General features: G+C 71.8%; 16 protein-coding genes. 11 read left to right on the forward strand and 5 right to left on the reverse strand.

All coding sequences use genetic code 11. The annotated features are described in order from the left end of the window. Positions 1 to 232 precede the first annotated feature (232 nt). Positions 233 to 2,272, forward strand: coding sequence for a flavin monoamine oxidase family protein (locus ACIBK3_RS27195; RefSeq protein WP_399369646.1), 2,040 nt, complete (start codon positions 233 to 235; stop codon positions 2,270 to 2,272). A gap of 101 nt (positions 2,273 to 2,373) precedes the next feature. Here ACIBK3_RS27195 and ACIBK3_RS27200 read toward each other — a convergent pair whose 3' ends face one another. The 4 genes from ACIBK3_RS27200 to ACIBK3_RS27215 form a co-directional block, all read right to left on the reverse strand. Continuing rightward, positions 2,374 to 4,578, reverse strand: a complete 2,205-nt coding sequence (locus ACIBK3_RS27200; protein ID WP_399369648.1) for a PQQ-binding-like beta-propeller repeat protein — start codon at positions 4,576 to 4,578, stop codon at positions 2,374 to 2,376. 49 nt (positions 4,579 to 4,627) lie between these two features. Continuing rightward, positions 4,628 to 4,843, reverse strand: coding sequence for a hypothetical protein (locus ACIBK3_RS27205; RefSeq protein ID WP_399369650.1), 216 nt, complete (start codon positions 4,841 to 4,843; stop codon positions 4,628 to 4,630). Beyond that, positions 4,840 to 6,030 carry a pyridoxal phosphate-dependent aminotransferase gene (locus tag ACIBK3_RS27210; protein WP_399369652.1) on the reverse strand — a complete coding sequence of 397 codons (1,191 nt, stop codon included), beginning with the start codon at positions 6,028 to 6,030 and terminating at the stop codon, positions 4,840 to 4,842. The genes ACIBK3_RS27205 and ACIBK3_RS27210 overlap by 4 nt, the downstream gene beginning before the upstream one ends. Positions 6,031 to 6,145: 115 nt before the next feature. Next, entirely contained in the window at positions 6,146 to 6,724 is a 579-nt protein-coding gene (locus ACIBK3_RS27215; RefSeq protein WP_399369653.1) for a TetR/AcrR family transcriptional regulator, read from the reverse strand. 88 nt (positions 6,725 to 6,812) lie between these two features. Between ACIBK3_RS27215 and ACIBK3_RS27220 the strand changes: the two genes are divergently transcribed. The 8 genes from ACIBK3_RS27220 (at position 6,813) to ACIBK3_RS27255 (ending at position 16,499) form a co-directional block, all read left to right on the forward strand. Beyond that, the gene (locus ACIBK3_RS27220; RefSeq protein ID WP_399369655.1) at positions 6,813 to 7,694 is read left to right on the forward strand and encodes an SDR family oxidoreductase; all 882 of its coding nucleotides are present in this window, start codon (positions 6,813 to 6,815) and stop codon (positions 7,692 to 7,694) included. A gap of 1,170 nt (positions 7,695 to 8,864) precedes the next feature. Further along, positions 8,865 to 9,419: a DUF2617 family protein gene (locus ACIBK3_RS27225; RefSeq protein WP_399369657.1), complete on the forward strand. Its 555-nt coding sequence runs from the start codon at positions 8,865 to 8,867 to the stop codon at positions 9,417 to 9,419. Between the two features lie 88 nt (positions 9,420 to 9,507). Then, positions 9,508 to 11,163: a polyamine aminopropyltransferase gene (locus ACIBK3_RS27230; RefSeq protein WP_399369659.1), complete on the forward strand. Its 1,656-nt coding sequence runs from the start codon at positions 9,508 to 9,510 to the stop codon at positions 11,161 to 11,163. 91 nt (positions 11,164 to 11,254) lie between these two features. After that, positions 11,255 to 12,109 carry an SRPBCC domain-containing protein gene (locus tag ACIBK3_RS27235; protein WP_399369661.1) on the forward strand — a complete coding sequence of 285 codons (855 nt, stop codon included), beginning with the start codon at positions 11,255 to 11,257 and terminating at the stop codon, positions 12,107 to 12,109. Between the two features lie 56 nt (positions 12,110 to 12,165). Next, positions 12,166 to 12,969, forward strand: coding sequence for an aldose 1-epimerase (locus tag ACIBK3_RS27240; RefSeq protein WP_399369663.1), 804 nt, complete (start codon positions 12,166 to 12,168; stop codon positions 12,967 to 12,969). Positions 12,970 to 12,979: 10 nt separating this feature from the next. Further along, on the forward strand, positions 12,980 to 13,552 hold the full coding sequence (gene pyrE / locus ACIBK3_RS27245) for an orotate phosphoribosyltransferase (RefSeq protein ID WP_399369665.1): 573 nt from the start codon (positions 12,980 to 12,982) through the stop codon (positions 13,550 to 13,552). A 281-nt stretch (positions 13,553 to 13,833) separates the two neighbouring features. Next, positions 13,834 to 14,865: a class II fructose-bisphosphate aldolase gene (gene fbaA / locus ACIBK3_RS27250; RefSeq protein WP_399369667.1), complete on the forward strand. Its 1,032-nt coding sequence runs from the start codon at positions 13,834 to 13,836 to the stop codon at positions 14,863 to 14,865. 161 nt (positions 14,866 to 15,026) lie between these two features. Beyond that, a complete protein-coding gene (locus ACIBK3_RS27255) occupies positions 15,027 to 16,499 on the forward strand; it encodes an MFS transporter (protein ID WP_399369669.1) in 1,473 nt (490 codons plus the stop codon). Between the two features lie 154 nt (positions 16,500 to 16,653). On the opposite strand, the gene ACIBK3_RS27260 is transcribed toward ACIBK3_RS27255, so the two are convergent. Then, on the reverse strand, positions 16,654 to 17,073 hold the full coding sequence (locus ACIBK3_RS27260; RefSeq protein WP_399369671.1) for a DUF3151 domain-containing protein: 420 nt from the start codon (positions 17,071 to 17,073) through the stop codon (positions 16,654 to 16,656). A 288-nt stretch (positions 17,074 to 17,361) separates the two neighbouring features. Here ACIBK3_RS27260 and ACIBK3_RS27265 point away from each other — a divergent pair, with 288 nt between their 5' ends. After that, positions 17,362 to 18,201: a tryptophan 2,3-dioxygenase family protein gene (locus ACIBK3_RS27265; RefSeq protein ID WP_399369673.1), complete on the forward strand. Its 840-nt coding sequence runs from the start codon at positions 17,362 to 17,364 to the stop codon at positions 18,199 to 18,201. Further along, on the forward strand, positions 18,194 to 19,480 hold the full coding sequence (gene kynU, locus ACIBK3_RS27270) for a kynureninase (RefSeq protein ID WP_399369675.1): 1,287 nt from the start codon (positions 18,194 to 18,196) through the stop codon (positions 19,478 to 19,480). Before ACIBK3_RS27265 ends, kynU begins: the two co-directional genes overlap by 8 nt. Positions 19,481 to 19,549 lie beyond the last annotated feature (69 nt).

The following is a 19,549-nucleotide window of genomic DNA, read 5'->3' on the forward strand; positions in this document are numbered from 1 at the left end:
GCGGGGTTCCTGACCGAAGTCGGCTGCGGGCAGGACCAGACGGAAGGTGCAGCCCCGGCCGGGGGCCGTGTCGAGTTCGAGACGGCCGCCGGACGTGTCCGGGGGCGTGCGGAAGCATCTGTTCCGCGTGCGTGCGCTGAGGGTGGGGGAGACGAGCCCCCGCGCTCGCACGTTCGGGTGAGCGTTGATCATCTGTCGTCCACGGCACTCTGGCGGGCCCTATCCAGGACCTATGCATGAACTCCCCACCACAGCCAGCCAACCGCCGTTGTCCCGACGGCGTTTCACCGCCGCCACCGGCACGGCCGCCGGCGTCACCGTCCTCGGACTGGGCACCGCCGATCCGGCCACCGCGGCACCGGTCGCCCCCGCCGCTCCCGCCGTCCCGGAGCGGGCTCCCTCCCCGTCCCGCTCCACCGCCGACTGGGACACCTGTCTTGCCGTCGCCCGTGCGCTGCTGGTCGTCGACGATCACGACCGGCCCCTCGTGCCGACGTACGAGAAGATCCTCGGCTCCGGGCTGCCCCGTGCCCGGACCACGGCCGCCAAGAAGGTCCTGGTGGTGGGCGCCGGTCCGGCCGGCCTCGTCGCCGCCTGGCTGCTCAAGCGCGCCGGACACCACGTGACGCTGCTGGAGGCCAACGGCAACCGGGTCGGCGGACGTATCAAGACCTTCCGCACCGGTGGCCACGAGCACGCCGCGCAGCCGTTCGCGGATCCGCGGCAGTACGCGGAGGCCGGCGCCATGCGGATCCCCGGCAGCCACCCGCTCGTCATGCATCTGATCGAGCAACTCGGTCTCGAGAAGCGCCCGTTCCACCTCGTCGACGTCGACGGATCCGGCACACCCGTCAACCACGCCTGGCTGCACGTCAACGGCATCCGCGTACGCCGCTCCGAGTACGCCCGGTCCCCCCGCCGCGTCAACCGGTCCTTCGGGGTTCCCCGCAAGTACTGGGACACGCCCTCCTCGAAGATCCTCGGCGATGCCCTCGACCCCGTACGCGACGAGTTCAGCACGGTCGGGCCGGACGGCAAGCGCGTCGACAAACCCATGCCGGAGCGGGTGCGGGGCTGGGCACGGGTCGTCCAGCGCTACGGCGACTGGTCCATGTACCGGTTCCTGACCGAACAGGCCGGTTTCGACGAGCGCACCATCGATCTGGTCGGCACCCTGGAGAACCTGACCTCGCGGCTGCCGCTGTCCTTCATCCACAGCTTCATCAGCCAGTCCCTGATCAGCCCGGGCACCGCCTTCTGGGAGCTGGTCGGCGGCACCGCGACACTCCCGGACGCGCTGCTGCGGCAGGTGTCCGACGTGCTGCGCCGCGACCGGCGCGCCACGCACATCGAGTACTGGGACGGCGAACGGCAGCGCGAGCCCGGCGCCGACGACACCTCGCACGTGCGCCGGGACGGCCCGCACGTGTGGATCGACACCGTGTCGGAGGGCCGCGACGGCACGGTGGTGCGCGAGCAGTTCACCGGTGACCTGGCGATCGTCACCGTGCCGTTCTCCGGGCTGCGGCAGGTGCAGATCAGCCCGCTGATGGCCTACGGCAAGCGCCGCGCCGTCGCCGAGCTGCACTACGACAGCGCGACCAAGGTGCTGCTGGAGTTCAGCCGCCGCTGGTGGGAGTTCACCGAGGCCGACTGGAAACGCGAACTCGACGCCGTACGGCCCGGGTTGTACCAGGACTACCTGCACGGCAAGGCGCCCGCCGACGGCAGCCTGCTCGGGGCGCACCCCTCGGTGCCGCGCGGCCACATCAGCCCGGCACAACGCGCGCACTACGCCGCCAACCGCTGGATCGGCCGCGACCAGCCCGAGGCCGCGCACATCATCGGCGGCGGGTCGGTCTCCGACAACTCCAACCGTTTCATGATCAACCCGTCGCACCCGGTTCCCGGCAGCGAGGGAGGCGTTGTCCTCGCCTCCTACTGCTGGGCCGACGACGCCTCCCGCTGGGACTCCTTCGACGACGAGGCTCGCTACCCGTTCGCCCTGCGCGGCCTGCAACAGGTCTACGGACAGCGGGTGGAGGTGTTCTACACCGGCGCGGGCCGCACCCAGAGCTGGCTACGCGATCCGTACGCGTACGGTGAGGCGTCCGTTCTGCTCCCCGGCCAGCACACCGAACTCCTCGGGCACATCCGCGCCCCGGAGGGCCCGCTGCGCTTCGCCGGGGACCACACCTCCGTCAAGCCGTCGTGGATCGAGGGCGCCGTCGAGTCCGGCGTAAGGGCGGCACTGGAGGTGCACCTGGCCTAGAAGGCCAAGAGGCCCACGAAGACTCGCTGAGGGGGCCGCCCGGCTGTGGTCCGGGTGGCCCGCACGATCAGCGTGGCGGGGGCGGGGAGCCGCTGCCGGCGTCAGTTCGCCGTCCCCCCAGCCGTCCCCCGGACCGGGCTCACCGAGAAGGCCGTCTCCCCTGCCACGGCCACAATCGCCTCGTACGCCAGCAGCACGCTCGGGATCGTGTTCTGCGCCGAGGTGCCCGGGTCGTCCAGCTTGGGCGTGGTCCAGCGGACGGCCCCGGTGTCCTGGTCGAGGGCGGCGAGGCGGCCGTAGCGGTTGGCGAAGTAGACGGTGTCGTACGTCGTCGAGTACACCGGAGCCGACAGGTTCTCGATCTGCGTGTCCCGCTGCCACAGTCGGGTGCCGTTGGTGGCATTGACCGCGGTGACCGTCCCGTCGGGGCGGACGAAGTACACGGTCCCGTCGATCACGGTTGGCGTGCCGCTCGGGGTGCCTTTCAGGAAAATTTTGATGGCCGTGCCGGTGTTCGGGTTCATCCGCAGCAGAGCGGTGTACGACTCGTCCCGGCCATCGCCCGACTGGTACCCGGTGGTGTTCTTCGGCAGCGCGAACAGCGGCCCCCCGACAAGGGTCCCCAGCGGTGTCGCGCTCACGGGCAGCGGGTAGGGTCCGTCCGCCGTGCCGCCGGCCGGGTCGAAGCGCAGCAGGCCGGCCGTGCCCTTGCCGGGGGAGTTCGCGTCGGCGCAGAGGCCGTAGGGAGCGTCGCCCAGGACCACCGGGGAACAGAGGCTGCCCGCCGACGACTTGGCCGGGGTGCGCCACAGGTCCTTGCCCGTGGTGGCGTCGAGGGCGACGAACTCCTTCGCGGTGTCCGACATCGCCAGGACGCCGCCGTCGAACAGGGCGACGCGGGCAGTCGCGCTGACATCACGGGTCCAGACGCGTTTGCCGGTGTCGGCGTCGAGGGCGATCACCCGCTGGTCCGCGTACACCTCGTCCGGTTGCTCGTATGTGTACACGATCCCGTCCCGCACGCCCAAGGGCCGCTCGGCCGCCTGGGAACTGTTCCCGTACCGCCACGCGACGCGGCCCGAGGCGGCGTCGAGACGGGCCACCGTGAAGCCGGTGCCCGCGCAGTACAGGGCGGATCCGGCGGACACGCAGCCGGCGTCCACACTGCCCACGTTGACGCTCGGCGAGTCGTCCCGCACGGCTCGGGTGAGATTCGTCTGCCAGGGCCGCCAGCCGGTGGGAAGTGCCGGGGCCGAGGACGCTGAGGCGCTCGCGACGGGACGGGCGTCGTTGGACTGCGCGCTCGACTTGAGGTGGTACACCGATGTGGACACCCCGGTGATGACGGCCAGGACCGCGCCGAGGACAACCAGCCGACGCATCCGCCGTCCGCGACCGGCCTGCCCGGCGGCGGTGGTGTCGCCGACACCCCGGGAGTGCTTCCGGTGTCCCGGCACGGTCGGCGGGCCGCCCACCGCCACGGCGTCGGCCGTGTCCGGCAGAGACCTGAACAGCTGTTGCAATTCGGCCAGTTGAGGCCTGTCGGCCGGGTCTTTGGCCAGGCAGCGCTCGACGATGCCCAGCAGCGGCTCCGGTACGCCGTCCAAGGAGGGCTGCTCGTGCACCACCTGATAGCCCGTCATGTAAGGGCTGCCGCCGTCGAAGGGGCGGTTGCCGGTGGCGGCGTACACCAGGAGCGAGCCGAGCGAGAAGACGTCCGAGGCGGCGGTGACGTCCCTGGGTGAGGCGAACTGTTCCGGGGACATGAAGGGAGGGGTGCCGATGAGGCGTCCGGTCATGGTGAGGGCCTCGTTGTCGGCGGCCCGTGAGATGCCGAAGTCGATGACGCGCGGGCCGTCGTCGGCCATCAGCACGTTGCTCGGCTTCAGGTCCCGGTGCACAACACCGGCCTGGTGGATGTCCCGCAGCGCCTCCACCAGCCCCAGGGCCAGCGTGCGCAGTCCGGGTCCGCCGAGTGCGCCCTGCGCGGCGACGATGTCCTCGAGGGTGCGGCCCGGCACGTACAGCGTCGCCATCCACGGCAGTTCGGCGTCCGGGTCCGCGTCCACGACGGGGGCGGTGAACGCTCCGCTGACTCGCCGTGCCGCCGCGATCTCCTGGCGGAAACGGGTGCGGAACTCCTCGTCCTGCGCGTATTGCGCGTGTACGACCTTGACGGCGACGTGGCGTCCGGAGGGGGAGCGGCCGAGGTAGACGACTCCCATGCCGCCACTGCCGAGCCGGTCGACGAGCAGGTAGCCGCCTATCGCCCCGATGGACCCCGACTCCTCGGTGCTCAGCGGCATCGCCGGTCAACCTTTCCAAGTGCCACACGTCAACACGTCACGGAATCGTTCAGCGGCAACAGACTAGTCCCGTACTTCGCGGGTCGCCCTTGTAGGTCTGTGGCCGGCGGGTTCGTGTGATGTCGGTGTCGAGGAGGTCGAGGAGGTCGAGGAGGTGGAGTTGGACGCCGCGGGTGATCTGGACGGTGGGCGGGTCGGTGACGCGCCCCGCACCGGAGGAGCCCTGGACGCCGATCCGAGCAGCCCCGGACCGTGCGGCTGTCACGCGGCCAGCGACTTGAGACGGGAGGCCGCCTCCTCCAGCACGCTTGTCCGCTTACAGAAAGCAAATCGAACAAAAGGCGCGCCTTGCTCGCGATGGTCGTAGAAGACCGCGTTCGGGATGGCGACGACCCCCGCCCGCTCCGGCAGCGAACGGCAGAACGCGAAGCCGTCGCTCTCGCCGAGCGGGCGGATGTCGGTGGTGATGAAGTACGTGCCGGCGGTGTCGTAGACCTCGAAGCCCGCCCCCCTCAGGCCCGCCGCGAGGATGTCGCGCTTGGCCTGCATGTCCTGGCGGAAGGTCTCGAAGTACGAGTTCGGGAGGGCGAGGGCCTCCGCGACCGCGTACTGGAAGGGGCCCGAGGAGACGTACGTCAGGAACTGCTTCGCCGAGCGCACCGCAGTGACCAGGCCCGGCGGGGCCGTGATCCAGCCGACCTTCCAGCCCGTGAACGAGAACGTCTTGCCGGCCGACCCGATGGTGATCGTGCGCTCCCCCATCCCCGGGAAGGTGGCCAGCGGTACGTGTTCGGCCTCGTCGAACACCAGGTGCTCGTACACCTCGTCCGTGACCACCAGCAGATCCCGCTCGACAGCCAGTTCGGCGATCGTGGCCAGCTCCTCGCGGGTGAGGACCGTGCCGGTCGGGTTGTGCGGGGTGTTGATCAGCAGCAGTCGGGTCCGGTCGGTGACGGCGGCGCGCAGCTCGTCGAGGTCGAGGCGGAAACTGCCCTCGTGAGGGCGGAGCGTGACCGGGACGCGGGTGCCGCCCGCCATCGCGATGCAGGCCGCGTACGAGTCGTAGTACGGCTCCAGGGCCACGACCTCGTCACCGGGCTCGACCAGGGCGAGCAGCGCGGCGGCGATCGCCTCCGTGGCGCCGGCGGTGACCAGTACCTCGGTGTCCGGGTCGTACGACAGGCCGTACCGCCGCTCCTGGTGTGCCGCGATCGCCGTCCGCAGCTCCGGGACACCGGGACCCGGCGGGTACTGGTTGCCGCGCCCGTCGCGCAGCGCCCGTACGGCCGCCTCCCTGACCTCCTCGGGGCCGTCCGTGTCGGGGAAGCCCTGACCCAGGTTGATCGACCCGGTCGACAGGGCCAGGGCGGACATCTCGGCGAAGATCGTCGTCCCGAACTCGGCGAGCCGGCGGTTCAGGAGGGGGCGTGCGCTGGAGGTCATGCCGGTCATCCTGCGCCCAAGCTGTGGAGTTCCTCAACCTACGTCTGGGGGTCGGTACCTGCGGCGGCACCCCACGCAAGGGGGCTCTGGCCGCCGTTCCGTGAAGGGCGGGTGAGGTTGCCGGTCAGCCCAGCGAGGCGCTCGCCGCCCGCAGTTCGTCGAGGGCCGCCAGGGTGTACCCGGCGAGCTCGTCCTTGCCGTCACGGTCGCTCTCGGACCATTGGGCGTATCCCCGTTTGAAGGCGAGGACGCCCAGTTCGCCCGCCAGAGCCGCGGTCGGATCGGTTATGCCGCGGGCGACCAGAGCGGTCGTCATCGCGGCCGCGAGGCTGACGCTCTTGAGGGCGTCACGCTCTTGGAGTTCGGCGCTGGCGGCGACGGCCGCCTTCAGGCGAGGCGCGAGCTCGCGGCTCATTGGGCCCATCGCGCTCGACGCGCGCTCCAGACCGGCGGCGACCGCCTCAAGCGGGCTGGCGTCAGCGGGCGCGTCGGCGATCCCCTCGGCCAGCAGTCGGCTCAGCGTCTCCTGTCCGGCCACCAGCAGCTCACGCTTGTCGGGGAAGTGCCGGAAGAAGGTGCTCTTGGTGACTCCTGCGCGCTCGGCGATCTGCGCGACCGTCGTGGCGTCGTACCCCTGCTCGGTGAACAGGTCGACGGCAGCCACGACGAGGCGTTCGCGTGCGCCTGGTTCCCATCTACCCATGGTCACCATCCTAGGTGATGGGACTCTTGTCCCATCACTGGGGTAGAGTGACGGGACAAGAGTCCCATCACTTCTGGGGGAGTTTTCCATGCGCGTTTTTGTCACCGGCGGCACCGGTCTGATCGGTTCCGCTGTCGTCGCCGAACTGCTCGACAACGGCCACACCGTCCTCGCACTCGCTCGCTCCGGCGCATCCGCGCAGGCCGTGGAGACGGCCGGTGCCGAGCCCCTCCGGGGAGCCCTCGCCGACCTGGACACCCTTCGTGCCGGCGCCGCCCGCGCCGACGGGGTGATCCACCTCGCGTTCGACCACGACTTCAGCAGTTCCGACACCGTCGCGAAGTCGGTCGCGGAGGAGGGTGCCGCCCTCGCGGCCCTCGGCGAGGAACTCGTCGGCAGCGACCGCCCTTTCGTCACCTGCTCGGGTACGCCCTTCGTACCCGGCCGCGCTTCCACCGAGGCCGACCCGCTGATGACCGAGGGGCCGCTCGGCGGTCGCGGTCGTGCGGTCATGTCGGTCCTGGGTCTGTCCTCACGCGGGGTCCGCAGCAGCGCCGTACGCCTGCCGCGCACGGTTCACAACCAGGGCTCCGGCGGATTCGCCGGCCTCTTGACCGGCATCGCACGCCGGACCGGAGTGTCCGGTTATCCGGGTGACGGCGCACAGCGCTGGCCGGCCGTGCACGCGCTCGACGCGGCAGTCCTCTTCCGGCTCGTCCTGGAACGGGCGGAAGCGGGTACCTCCTGGCATGCCGTGGCCGACGAGGGGGACGAGGTTCGCGACATCGCCACGGTCATCGGCCGACGGCTGGGCCTGCCGGTCGAGTCGGTATCGGCGGAGACCTTCGGCCCCCTCGGCCAGATCTTCGCGAGCGACCAGCCCTCGTCCAGCACGTACACCCGGCAGGCGCTCGGCTGGGAGCCCAAGCACCCCAGCCTTCTGGAGGACCTGGAGAACATCCAGCCCTGACGGGCGACCGGGACCTTCGGCCGGGGCCCCTGCCGAAGCGATGCCCCGCCGGAGGTGGCACTGCCGAGCGGGCCGAAGGCAGGAGCGCCGGCCCCTGATCTGCTCTTCTGGGCAGGTCAGGGGCCTTTTCCAGGTCATGACCCTCAGAAGTTCCTCAACTCTGCTTTGGCCCGTGAGAGCAAGGGGCATCTCCCTCGCACGCACCCAGCGAGGCGCCCACGGGGGGCCGCTTCGGGGGAATCGGAAGGAGGGTGACGCCATGGCCATCGGCATCATCCTGGCGGTTATGTGCATCGTCCTGATCTTGGCTTTCAACAACCGCCGGCGGAACGCGGTGCGAGGGGGAACGCGCGGCGGACGGGTCCGCCGGTCGTCGGGGAGGGGCTCCAGCAGCTCCAGCAGCTCCGGCGACAGCTGGTGGGCCGCGGCGCCGTTCGTCGGCGACAGCGGATCGGGCTCGTCCGACGGAGGGTCGTCGGGCGGGCACCACGGGGGTCACTCCTGCGGCGGCGGCTCGTCCTGCGGAGGCGGGTCGTCCTGCGGGGGCGGCGGGGGCTGCGGGGGCGGCGGTGGTGGCTGCGGCGGTGGCGGCGGCTGAGCCCTGAGCCGGACCGCCGCTCCCGGGAGGCAGCTGACACGGGGCAGTTGAGCTCCGGGGAGCGCGGTCCGTGTTTCGCGGCGGGCGCGGGCGGGCGGGCGCGGTGCGGGGGTTCCGGGCGGCGGCCGGGCGGGTGCGGTCCGTGTTTCCGGGCGGCGGCCGGGGCGGTGCTTTGCGGCCCCCGGCCCGTCGAACCTCCCGCCCCGCCGACCTCCCGCCCCGCCGAACCTCCAGGCACACCTGACCAGTCGTTTTATACGCCCGTCGGTTACCGCTTCCGGCGGGCGTAGCACTGCTCCGGCGCGCGCCCTCGCCGCCCCGGCGTGCGCCATGTTTGAACAGTTGAGCTGTGGAGCCCTCTGAGGGATGGAAACACCACGAAGTTGGGTAAAAACGCTGTGGCGGGGCCACAGTTCGTGATTCCCTCTCAATCACCAACGCGGCCCCTCGGACGTCCCGCGGAACCCTCCCTGACAACTCCGACTGGGCCGACCGGGCCGAATCCCCCGGTGCCGGCCGGGGTGTGCCGGACCCACACCTCTCCTTTCTTTGCGTGCTAGCGGAGCCGACCCATGCTCACGACCCTGAACACCTCGTACACCGACACGCGCGCGGCGGACCTCGCCTGGGCCCTGGGACGCGAGCCGCTTCCCGCGCTGGCCACGCTCGATCTCGAACTGGCCGGAGCAAAGCTCCAGTTGAGACTTCTCGGCGCGTCCCACCAGGTGCTGGTGGAAGAGAACCAGGGCAGCTGTTCGGAGACGGTGGCGTGCATCGCGGGCAGCAGCACCCCCCTCCCGCTGGGCGTGGCCAAGCGTGTCGGCGACTGGGAGTACGAGTTCGCCGCCCGCGTCGAGGCCCTGTCCCCGGGCCAGTTCGAGGGCCGCGCCGAGGAGTTGCTCGCCCTGGTCTCCGACCATCCCAACGGCCTCGTCGGCGTCTTCCCGGGCAGCCCGCACGCCTTCACCGCGCTGCTGGCCCAGCGCCATGAGGGGCAGGTGCACTGGCGGACGTGGCACGCGTACCCGCAGGACGGGCAGCTGGTGGCGACGCGGACGAGAGTGGGGGCCCGGGTGTCCGCCGGCGTCGGCGGCGGTCAGCGCACGCTCAGCCGTTCCGGTGTGTGACGATCCAAACCCCAGGCCGCTCAACTGACTCAGAGTTCCACACGTGTGGGTGACGAAGCGTGCCCTGGCAGTGACGTAACGTCGCAGCGTGATCGAACCGCACGCGCCCGCCCCGCCCCGTGCCACGCCGCCCTGGGCGGGCCCCGCGCGGCTGCCCGTCCGCCCCGGCACGGGGCGGGTCTTCGTCCTCGCCTGTGTCTTCGTGTGTGCGGCCTGCGGACTGGTGTACGAACTCGAACTGGTCGCCCTCGCCTCGTACTTGATCGGTGACTCGGTCACCCAGGCCTCCGTCGTGCTCTCCGTCATGGTCTTCGCGATGGGCATCGGCTCCCTCGCGGCGAAACGGTTGCGCTGGCGGGCCGCGGCGGCCTTCGGAGCGCTGGAGTCCGCGCTCGCCCTCGTGGGCGGCTGCAGCGCGCTGGCCCTGTACGCCGTGTTCGCCTGGACCGGCGGCTGGGGCGGCCTGTGGGTGAGCGGTCCCCGCTGTCTCCTGGTCGCCTTCTCCCTCGCCATCGGTCTGCTGATCGGCGCCGAGGTCCCGCTGCTGATGGAGCTGATCCAGCGCATCCGCCGCCAGGACGCGGGCGGCGCGGTCGCCGACCTGTTCGCCGCCGACTATGTGGGCGCGCTGGTCGGCGGCCTCGCCTTCCCCTTCCTGCTGCTGCCCCTGCTCGGCCAGTTGACCGGCGCGCTGCTCACCGGCACGGTCAACGCGGTCGCCGGCGCCGTCCTCGTCCTCGGTCTGTTCCGTCGCGACCTGACCTGCCGGGCGCGCCGGCTGCTGCTGGTGGCCAACCTCGTCGTGCTCGCGGTCCTCGCCACGGCCGCCGTCCTCGTCGACGACTTCGAACGGGCGGCACGGCAGGCGGTGTACGGCGACGACGTCCGCGTGGCGGTGCAGACGGACGTCCAGGAGGTCGTCCTCACCGGCGGCACCGGCCGCATCCCCGGCACCGCCGGCCGCCCCCTCGCCCTCTTCCTCGACGGCCGGCTCCGGGTCAGCGGCCGGGACGAGCGCCGGTACCACGAGGCCCTGGTGCACCCCGCGATGAACGGCCCGCACGCGCGCGTGCTCGTCCTCGGCGGCGGCGACGGACTGGCCGTCCGCGAGGTGCTGCGCCACCCGGACGTGGAGCGCGTCGACGTCGTCGAACTCGACGAGGAGGTCGTACGGCTGGCCCGCCAGGACCCGGCCCTGTCGGAGCTCAACAGTCACGTGTACGGCGACGCACGCGTGCACGTGACGACGGCGGACGCCTTCGGCCTGCTGCGCGGGGCGCCGACGGCGGCGTACGACGTGGTGATCGCTGACCTGCCCGACCCCGGTATCACGGCCAGCACCAAGCTGTACTCGCAGGAGTTCTACGGCCTCGCCCGCCGGGTGCTCGCGGACGACGGCCGGCTGGTGGTGCACGCCGGACCGGTCGCCTCCCGCCCGCGGGTGTTCTGGACGGTCGACACGACGATCCGCGCGGCCGGTCTGTACACCGCCCCCTACCGCGTCGGCGGCCGCGACTCCGGCTTCGCCGCCGGCCCCGACCGCACGGCCGGCCCGCGACGCGCGCCGCACGACTGGGGCTTCGTCCTCGCCTCCCCCGCCACCCGCCCGCCCCTGCGCCTCGACCCACGGGGCCCGAGGCCGCGCACCCTGACGCAGGCGAAGCTCACCGCCGACGCCAGGGCGGCGGCGGTGACGCGGATCGGAGGGCTGCCGGTGTCGACGTTGGCGCATCCGCGGTACTGACACCGGAGGGCGACGCGCCCGGGGCGCAACGCGAGGTCACTTTCGGGCAAGGAGGGTGCAGGACGGCGCCCACTGGGTAAAGTCCGCTGACATGGAGCATGAGGTGTTCGTTCCGGTTCCGGCCGAGCGGCTCAGGGAGGCGCTGGCCGACCCCGCGCGGGCCGCCCGGGCGGTTCCCGGGCTCCAGCAGGAGGCCGGCGCCGAGCCCGTCGCGGGACGGCTGAAGGTGCGCGTCGGCAGCCACTCCATCACCTACCGGGGTTCCGTACGGATCACCGGGCAGGACGACGGCTCGTACGCCGTCGAGGGCGACGCGACCGAGACCCGCGGTACCGGCACGGTCAAACTGGCGCTCACGCTCTCGGTGCGGGAAGCGGACGGCGGCTCCACGGTGAGGTTCGAGGGCACGGCCTCCGCGGACGGCCGCGTCAGGGAACTTCCGCCGGACGCGGTGGCCTCGGCCACGGGCCGGCTGCTGAGCCGGTTCGCGGAGAACCTGGGGACGCTGGGGGCCGCGGTCGAGGTGGAACCGCTGGAAGAGACCCCGCAGGGGAAGGCGACCGAGGAGCCGCAGGCCCCCGAGTCCCCCGCGCCTTCCGCGTCTGTCGAGCCCCCCGCGCCCGCCGAGCCGCCCGCCGCCTTCGAGGCCGAGGTCCCCCCGTCGGCCCTCCCCGAGGACCTTCCCGAAGGCTTCCTCGACGACGACGACGACGACGACGACGACGATGACGACGCACCGCCCGCCGAGGCGGCGCACGCGCGGCGGACGATGATCGGGCGCAGCGCGGAGGAGGTCGACCACGCCCCGCCGCGCGGCCGCTACGCCCCCGTTCCCGCGCCGCAGACGATCGCGCCCAACCCGTTCCTGCGGTGGGCGGCCCCGGCGGCCGCGGTCGCGGTGGCGTCGGCGATCGTGGTGACGAGGGCGCTGCGCAGACGCCGGTGACGGAAGAGGACCGACGGCCCGCGCCGCCCTCTTGATCGCCCCAGTAGGGTCGTCCCGTGAGTAACGAAGACATCACGCTGACCGCGGGTGACGCGGAGGTGACCGTGCAGCCGGGCAACGGCGGCCGGATCGGAGGGCTTCGCGTCGGCGGGGTCGAGCTGCTCCGCCAAGGGGAGCGCTTCGGCTGCTTCCCGATGGTTCCCTGGTGCGGGCGGATCAGGGACGGCCGGTTCCGGGACGGGGCGACCGTCCACCAGATGCCGCTCAACTCCCCGCCGCACGCCATCCACGGCACCGCACGCGACGGCGCCTGGCGCACCGCCCGCGTCACCGCGGACGAGGCGGTCATCACGTACGACCTGGTCGCGCCGTGGCCCTACCCCGGCCGGGTCACGCAGGTCGTCGGCCTCACCGGGGACACCCTGACACTGACCATGTCCGTGGAGACGTACGACTCCTCCTTCCCCGCCCAGATCGGCTGGCACCCCTGGTTCAACCGGAACCTGGGGCCGGGACAGGACGATGTACGGCTCGACTTCAGCCCCGCCTGGCAGGAAGAGCGCGGCGACGACCACCTCCCCACCGGCAACCGCCTCGACCCGAAGCCCGGGCCCTGGGACGACTGCTTCGGCATGCCCGGCGGGGTCGACGTCACGCTCACCTGGCCGGGGCAGCTGGAGCTGAAGGTGGCCAGCCGGGAGGAATGGGTGGTGGTGTACGACGAGCAGGAGGCGGCCGTGTGCGTGGAGCCGCAGACCGGGCCGCCCAACGGGCTGAACACCCTGCCGCGGCTGGTCACCCCGCTGGAGCCGCTGGAGGCCACGACCACCTGGACCTGGCGGAGCCTCGGCGCTGTCTAAGCTGACAGGCATGAGTGACGTCAACGAAGTAATGCCGCCAGGCACACGCGGCAATTTGTTGCAGCAGATCAAGGACAAGGCCGTGGTGCACGGCAAGGTGACCCTGTCGTCGGGTCTGGAGGCCGACTACTACGTCGACCTGCGGCGCATCACCCTCGACGGCGAGGCGGCCCCGCTGGTCGGGCAGGTGCTGCTGGACCTGACCGCCGACCTCGACTTCGACGCGGTCGGCGGGCTGACCATGGGCGCCGACCCCGTCGCCGGCGCCATGCTGCACGCGGCCGCCGCCCGCGGGAGGAAGCTGGACGCCTTCGTCGTACGGAAGGCCGCCAAGGCGCACGGGCTGCAGCGGCGGGTCGAGGGGCCGGAGATCGCGGGCCGCCGGGTCCTGGTCGTCGAGGACACCTCCACCACCGGCGGCTCGCCGCTCGCCGCCGTCGAGGCGGTGCGCGAGGCCGGTGCCGAGGTCGTCGCCGTCGCGACCATCGTGGACCGCGCGACCGGCGCCGCCGAGAAGATCGAGCAGGGCGCGGGAGTGCCGTACCTCTTCGCCTACAGCAAGGACGAGTTGGGCCTGGACTGACGGACGGCCGAGGCCCGGACGGCCGAAGACCGAAGCCCGGGTGGACACACGGCCGAGGCCCGGACGCGCCAACGGCCGAAGCCCGGGCGGACCGACGAACGAGCCCCGGACGGACCAACGGTCGAGGCCCGGACGGACATAACGACTTGACCTGGGGCATCGACCATCCGGTCAAGTCTGGAAAGATGGGGACGACGATGACGTCGCACCCCAAGGTCTAGGTCAGGGCCGTCAGCACGCAGGACGTAGAACGCCAACCCGCACATACAAGGAGCGGACAGATGCCCATCGCAACCCCCGAGGTCTACAACGAGATGCTCGACCGGGCGAAGGCAGGCAAGTTCGCCTACCCGGCCATCAACGTGACCTCGACCCAGACCCTGCACGCTGCGCTGCGCGGCTTCGCGGAGGCCGAGAGCGACGGCATCGTCCAGATCTCCACGGGTGGCGCCGAGTTCCTGGGCGGCCAGTACAGCAAGGAGATGGTGACCGGCTCGGTCGCGCTCGCCGAGTTCGCGCACATCGTCGCCGAGAAGTACCCGGTCAACGTCGCCCTGCACACGGACCACTGCCCGAAGGACAAGCTCGACGGGTACGTACGTCCGCTGCTCGCGCTCTCCCAGAAGCGCGTCGAGGCCGGTCTCAACCCGCTGTTCCAGTCCCACATGTGGGACGGTTCGGCCGAGACCCTCGCCGACAACCTCGCCATCGCCCAGGAGCTCCTGGAGCAGGCCCGCCTCGCGAAGATCATCCTCGAGGTGGAGATCACCCCGACGGGCGGTGAGGAGGACGGTGTCTCGCACGAGATCAACGACTCCCTGTACACGACGGTCGAGGACGCGCTCCGTACCGCGGAGGCGCTGGGCCTGGGCGAGAAGGGCCGCTACCTGCTCGCCGCGTCCTTCGGCAACGTGCACGGCGTGTACAAGCCGGGCAACGTCGTGCTCCGCCCCGACCTGCTGAAGGAGCTGAACGACGGCGTCGCGGCCAAGTACGGCAAGCCGACCGGAAGCAAGCCGTTCGACTTCGTCTTCCACGGCGGCTCCGGCTCCACGGCGGAGGAGATCGCGACCGCGCTGGAGAACGGCGTCGTGAAGATGAACCTCGACACGGACACCCAGTACGCCTTCACGCGTCCGGTCGCCGATCACATGTTCAAGAACTACGACGGCGTCCTGAAGGTCGACGGCGAGGTCGGCTCCAAGAAGACCTACGACCCGCGCACCTGGGGCAAGCTGGCCGAGGCGGGTATGGCCGCCCGTGTCGTCGAGGCCACGCAGAACCTGCGGTCGGCGGGCACGAAGATCAAGTAGCAGCGCCCTTTCCAGGCGGCTCGCGGTGAGCCCGGTGCCACGGCACCGGGCTCGTCGTATGCCCGGGACCATGACCGGTGGATGCCCGGGATCATGACCGTGGATGCCCGGGACGCTGACCGATCTATGCCTGGCGTCGGGCCGGATGTATACCTTGGGTCATGCCCGACGTCCGGCTGGCCTCCCCGCAGGGCAAGTGGATCCTGCTCACCACCGTCCTCGGCTCCAGCATGGCCCTGCTGGACTCGACCGTCATCAACGTCGCCCTGCCCCGTATCGGCCGTGACCTCGACGCGAACCTCTCCGCCCTGCAGTGGACGGTCAACGCGTACACGCTGACACTGGCCGGGCTGATCCTGCTCGGCGGTTCCCTCGGAGACCGCCTGGGCCGCCGCAAGGTCTTCGTCGTCGGGGTCGTCTGGTTCGCCGCGGCCTCCCTGCTGTGCGGCCTCGCCCCGAACGCCGGTGTCCTCATCGCCGCCCGCGCGCTGCAAGGAGTCGGCGGCGCTCTGCTGACCCCCGGCTCGCTCTCGCTCATCCAGGCCTCCTTCCATCCCGACGACCGGGGGCGGGCGGTCGGCCTGTGGTCCGGGTTCGGCGGGATCGGCGCGGCGGTCGGCCCGTTCGTCGGGGGCTGGCTGGTGGACGGGCCCGGCTGGCGCTGGGTGTTCCTGCTCAACGTGCCGCTGGCGCTGGTGTGCGCGCCGATCGCCGTACGGCACGTTCCCGAGTCCGCGGACGGCCGGGCCCACGGCCGCTTCGACGTGCTCGGCGCGGCCCTTGGCGCCCTGGCCCTCGCCCTGGTGACGTACGCGCTGATCGAGGCGCGCGAGGGGTCCCTGGTCGTCGCTGTCACGGCGGTGGCGGGAGTGGCCGCGGCCGTCGCCTTCGTCCGGGTCGAGAAACGCAGCCCCGACCCGATGATGCCGCTCGGGATCTACGCCTCCCGCCAGTTCACCGCGGTCAACCTGGTCACCCTGTGCGTGTACGCGGCGTTCGGCGGCTTCTTCTTCCTCACCGCGCTCCAACTGCAGGTCGTGGCCGGTTACTCGCCCCTCCAGGCCGGTACGGCGCTGCTGCCGACCACCGCGCTCATGCTGCTGTTCTCGGCCCGCTCGGGTGCCCTCGCCGACCGCATCGGCCCCCGCGTCCCCCTCACCGTGGGGCCTTTGCTGTGCGCCGCCGCGATGCTGCTGATGATGCGGGTCGGCGAGGACGCGGACTATGTCACCGACGTCCTGCCGGCCGTGCTGGTCATGGGGGTCGGCCTGGTCGCTCTCGTCGCACCGCTCACCGCCACGGTCCTGGCCTCGGTGGACACCGCGCGGGCGGGCCTGGCCAGCGGCATCAACAACGCGGCGGCCCGTGCGGCCGGACTGATCGCGGTGGCGGCGCTGCCGCTGCTCGCCGGGATGGGCCCGGACGCGTACCTGTCGCCGGACGCCTTCGACGACGCGTTCGGCCGGGCGATGGTGTGGTGTGCGGGAGTGCTGGTGGTGGGAGCGGGGATCGCCTTCGCGACCGTACGACGGCTGCCGCCGGACTGCCGGCGACCGGAGTGCCGGACGCACGGGTCCGTCCTGGCGCCACCGCTGGAACCGAACCGGTCGGCGGGGAAGCTCGGGGCCGGGTGACGGGCGACTGACGGGATGGGAACCCACGTACACGAGAGACTGACGGGATGGGTGCGGTGCCCACGTACACGAGCGACTGATCGGGTGGGGTGGCCCGCGTACGCGTACTCGGGCCGCCCCACCGTCCTGCGGCCCTACGGCCACAGACCCGCTGTCAGCGCCGCAGTTCCGCGTACGCCTCGGGGTCGCTGTCCTGGAGGAACTGCCCGCAGCGTTCCGCCTCGTCCTTCTCGCCGATCGACTCGGCGGCCCGCGCCAGCGCGTTCAGGCAGCGAAGGAAGCCGCGGTTGGGGCGGTGGCTCCAGGGGATCGGCCCGTGCCCCTTCCAGCCGCTGCGGCGCAGCGCGTCGAGTCCCCGGTGGTAGCCGGTACGGGCGTACGCGTACGACTCGATCACGCGCCCCGCCTCGAACGCGTCGTCGGCGAGCAGCGCCCAGGCCAGCGAGAACGTCGGGTACTTGGCGGCGACCTCGGCGGGAGCCAGGGACTCCTCGCCCAGCAGGCGGTACGCCTCCTCGTTCTCCGGGAGGTAGGTGGGGTCGGGGCCGCCGAGCAGGTTCTTGTGAGTCGTCATGAAGGCAGTCTGCCACTCGGACAGGGGCCTCCCGTCAGGGGCGGGGTCGTCCCGGCCGGGTCCGCGAGGACACCGGTACCGGGAGGGTGACTCCTCCGTCGGCGGGTCGTCGTCAGGAAGGTGTGGTGCCTCGCGGCGAGGGACTGGGCCCACCCCGACGGGTGCGGGGCCGGGTGCCGGCCTTGCGATCTGCGCGCCCGATGCGGAGGATGCGGGTGGGGACCGGGGCCCCCGTGTCGGTAACGGCAGGGGCGGACCGCTACCCGGAGTACACAACAGGAGACAGCGATGTCCCACGAGGCTCACGAAACGCAGGAGCCCGAGACCCCGCATCTCGACTTCCAGGGCACGACGCCGTACGAGGACTACGTCAGGGCGGACGTGCTCACCCACCTCCAGCACCCCCTCTCCGACGATCCCGGAGAGATGGTCTTCCTGGTCACGACCCAGGTGATGGAGCTGTGGTTCACGGTCATCGTCCACGAGTGGGAGACGGCCGCCGGGGCCCTGCGCCAGGACGACGTGCCCACGGCTGTCGCCGCGCTGAAGCGTTCCGTACGGGAACTGGAGGCGCTGAACGCCTCCTGGAAGCCGCTCGGCCAGCTCACCCCGGCCCAGTTCAACGCGTACCGCGGCGCGCTCGGGGAGGGCTCCGGCTTCCAGTCGGCGATGTACCGCCGTATGGAGTTCCTGCTCGGCGACAAGTCCGCGTCCATGCTGGTCCCGCACCGGGGCGCGCCGCGCGTCCACGCGGAACTGGAGAAGGCGCTGCACGAACCGAGTCTGTACGACGAGGTGCTGCGGCTGCTGGCCCGGCGCGGGCACGCGATCCCGGCGTCCGTCCTGGAACGTGACGTGTCGCTGCGGTACGAGCCGTCCGAGGAGGTGGAGGCGGTGTGGACCGCCCTCTACTCCGGCGACGAAAGCGACGAACTCGCCCGGCTCGGCGAGGTGTTGACCGACGTGGCCGAACTGGTCTGGCGCTGGCGCAACGACCACCTCGTCGCCACCCGCAGGGCCATGGGCGCCAAGGCCGGCACGGGCGGTTCGGCGGGCGTGGCCTGGCTGGAGAAGCGGGCGCGGAAGAACGTGTTTCCCGAGCTGTGGACGGCGCGGTCCCATGTCTGAGACAGGTGAACTCGCTTTCAAAGTAAGCGAGTTGGATGCCGGTGACGAGCTGTCGTCCGTGCGCTCGCGGTTCGTGCTGGACGACGTCGTGTACCTCGACGGCAACTCGCTGGGTGCCCTGCCCGCGCACGTTCCCGGCCGGGTGGAGGACGTCGTGCGCCGCCAGTGGGGCGAACTGCGCATCCGGTCCTGGGAGGAGAGCGGCTGGTGGACCGCGCCCGAGCGGATCGGCGACCTGATCGCTCCGCTGGTGGGAGCGGGGGCCGGGCAGATCGTGGTCGGCGACTCGACAAGCGTCAACGTGTTCAAGGCACTTGTGGGGGCGGTGCGGCTGGCTCGGACCGGGCGGGCGGGGCCGGTGCGCGACGAGATCGTCGTCGACGCGACGACCTTCCCCACGGACGGGTACATCGCCGAGTCGGCGGCCCGGATGACGGGCTGCACCCTGCGCCCGGTGACCCCGGCTCAGGTGCCGGGCGTGCTGGGCGACCGTACCGCCGCGGTCCTGCTGAACCACGTCGACTACCGCACCGGGCGGCTGCACGACCTGCCGGGGTTGACCTCCGCCGTGCACGCGGCGGGCGCGGTCGCCGTCTGGGACCTGTGCCACAGCGCGGGCGCGCTGCCGGTCGGGCTCGACGAGCACGGGGTCGACCTGGCCGTCGGCTGCACCTACAAGTACCTGAACGGCGGCCCGGGTTCACCGGCGTACCTCTACGTCCGCCGGGAACTCCAGGACCGCTTCGACTCCCCGCTGCCCGGCTGGAACTCCCACGCCGAACCCTTCGGCATGCGCCCCGACTACACACCGGCCGAGGGCGCGTCGCGCGGCCGCGTCGGCACGCCCGACATCCTGTCCATGCTCGCCCTGGAGGCCGCCCTGGAGGTGTGGGACGGCGTCCCGGTCGGGAGCGTCCGGGCCAAGTCCCTCGCGCTGACGGACTTCTTCCTCGAGTGCGTGGCCGCGTATGTCCCGGCGGGCCGGGCGGAGTCGCTGACACCGGTGGCCCACGAGGAACGGGGCAGCCAGGTCGCGCTGCGGTGCCCGGACGCCGGTGAGGTGATGCGGCGGCTCATCGAGCGGGGCGTGGTCGGCGACTTCCGGCAGCCGGACATCCTGCGCTTCGGGTTCACGCCGTTGTACGTCGGGTTCGCGGACGTGGAGCGGGCGGCGAGGGTACTGGCCGAGGTGCTGGCCGAGGTGCCGGGGGAGGCGGCGGCCCAGGTGCCGGGTGAAGCGCCCGGGGAGACGCCCGGGTCCGGCGGAAGAGCCGGCTGACGAGCGGTACGACGCCACATCCACGTACGGCCGCCCGCAGCGCGGCCGTACGTGGATGTGCACGTGTCG

It is taken from the genome of Streptomyces sp. NPDC050287 (assembly GCF_044459385.1).
Lineage (GTDB): Bacteria > Actinomycetota > Actinomycetes > Streptomycetales > Streptomycetaceae > Streptomyces.

Excerpts from the sequence above, each read along its gene's own strand:
- fbaA (WP_399369667.1), top strand. The coding sequence starts at position 13,834 with ATGCCCATCGCAACCCCCGAGGTCTACAACGAGATGCTCGACCGGGCG.
- ACIBK3_RS27215 (WP_399369653.1), bottom strand. The coding sequence starts at position 6,724 with ATGGGTAGATGGGAACCAGGCGCACGCGAACGCCTCGTCGTGGCTGCC.
- ACIBK3_RS27210 (WP_399369652.1), bottom strand. The coding sequence starts at position 6,030 with ATGACCGGCATGACCTCCAGCGCACGCCCCCTCCTGAACCGCCGGCTC.
- ACIBK3_RS27225 (WP_399369657.1), top strand. The coding sequence starts at position 8,865 with ATGCTCACGACCCTGAACACCTCGTACACCGACACGCGCGCGGCGGAC.
- kynU (WP_399369675.1), top strand. The coding sequence starts at position 18,194 with ATGTCTGAGACAGGTGAACTCGCTTTCAAAGTAAGCGAGTTGGATGCC.
- ACIBK3_RS27220 (WP_399369655.1), top strand. The coding sequence starts at position 6,813 with ATGCGCGTTTTTGTCACCGGCGGCACCGGTCTGATCGGTTCCGCTGTC.
- ACIBK3_RS27200 (WP_399369648.1), bottom strand. The coding sequence starts at position 4,578 with ATGCCGCTGAGCACCGAGGAGTCGGGGTCCATCGGGGCGATAGGCGGC.
- pyrE (WP_399369665.1), top strand. The coding sequence starts at position 12,980 with ATGAGTGACGTCAACGAAGTAATGCCGCCAGGCACACGCGGCAATTTG.
- ACIBK3_RS27260 (WP_399369671.1), bottom strand. The coding sequence starts at position 17,073 with ATGACGACTCACAAGAACCTGCTCGGCGGCCCCGACCCCACCTACCTC.
- ACIBK3_RS27265 (WP_399369673.1), top strand. The coding sequence starts at position 17,362 with ATGTCCCACGAGGCTCACGAAACGCAGGAGCCCGAGACCCCGCATCTC.
- ACIBK3_RS27235 (WP_399369661.1), top strand. The coding sequence starts at position 11,255 with ATGGAGCATGAGGTGTTCGTTCCGGTTCCGGCCGAGCGGCTCAGGGAG.
- ACIBK3_RS27255 (WP_399369669.1), top strand. The coding sequence starts at position 15,027 with ATGCCCGACGTCCGGCTGGCCTCCCCGCAGGGCAAGTGGATCCTGCTC.
- ACIBK3_RS27195 (WP_399369646.1), top strand. The coding sequence starts at position 233 with ATGCATGAACTCCCCACCACAGCCAGCCAACCGCCGTTGTCCCGACGG.